Annotated in this window: 2 pseudogenes; both read left to right on the top strand. The window is 61.2% G+C overall.

Annotated features, from left to right (window positions below):
* Window positions 1-223 (top strand): annotated as a pseudogene (locus tag J5224_RS33880) (phosphate ABC transporter permease); the annotation flags it as partial.
* Window positions 220-614, top strand: a pseudogene (locus J5224_RS33875) (phosphate ABC transporter, permease protein PstA); the annotation flags it as partial. The pseudogenes J5224_RS33880 and J5224_RS33875, both read left to right, overlap by 4 nt.

Raw genomic sequence — 614 nt, 5'->3', positions numbered from 1 at the left:
CAATACGCCCATCGTCGATGCGGGTTTGCTGCAAGGATTGCGCTCACTGGCGGCCAATATCGCCATCGAAATGCCGGAGGCTGTGATGGGCAGCGGGCACTATCGCGTACTGTTTCTCACTGCGCTGGTGTTGTTTATCTTTACCTTTGTGGTCAATACGTTGGCCGAAACCCTGCGTCAGCGGCTACGCCGACGTTACCGGGATGAGGGAGATCACGCATGACATCTCAATCGACCGTCCCCGAAGGGCAAACGCGCAACTGGTTTCGCAGCGGCACGCCCTGGGTCTGGTTAACCGGTGCGGCGATTGGCGTCAGTCTGTTGGCGATGCTGGCCGTGGTGGTGATGCTGGCCTGGCAGGGTGGGCGCTATTTGTGGCCGCAACCGGTGTGGCAGTTCACGCTAACCGAGCAGGTGGCGGGAGCGCCGCGCGCGCTGCTGGGCGAAATGTATGCTCGTCAAACGCTGACCGCGCCTTCCACGTCAACCGCCGCTGGCGATGAGGTGGCACGCTATCTGGTTAAGGTCGGAATGCGGGAGCGTTACGGGCAAAGTTTCCAGACGCTGCTTTCTTCGGAGATCACCGCGCGATCGCTGCCCGCCGATGTGCTGGT

Source organism: Candidatus Symbiopectobacterium sp. NZEC135, assembly GCF_025962695.1.
Note: the sequence above shows the minus strand (reverse complement) of the source record. Positions and strands in the feature narration are given on the sequence as shown.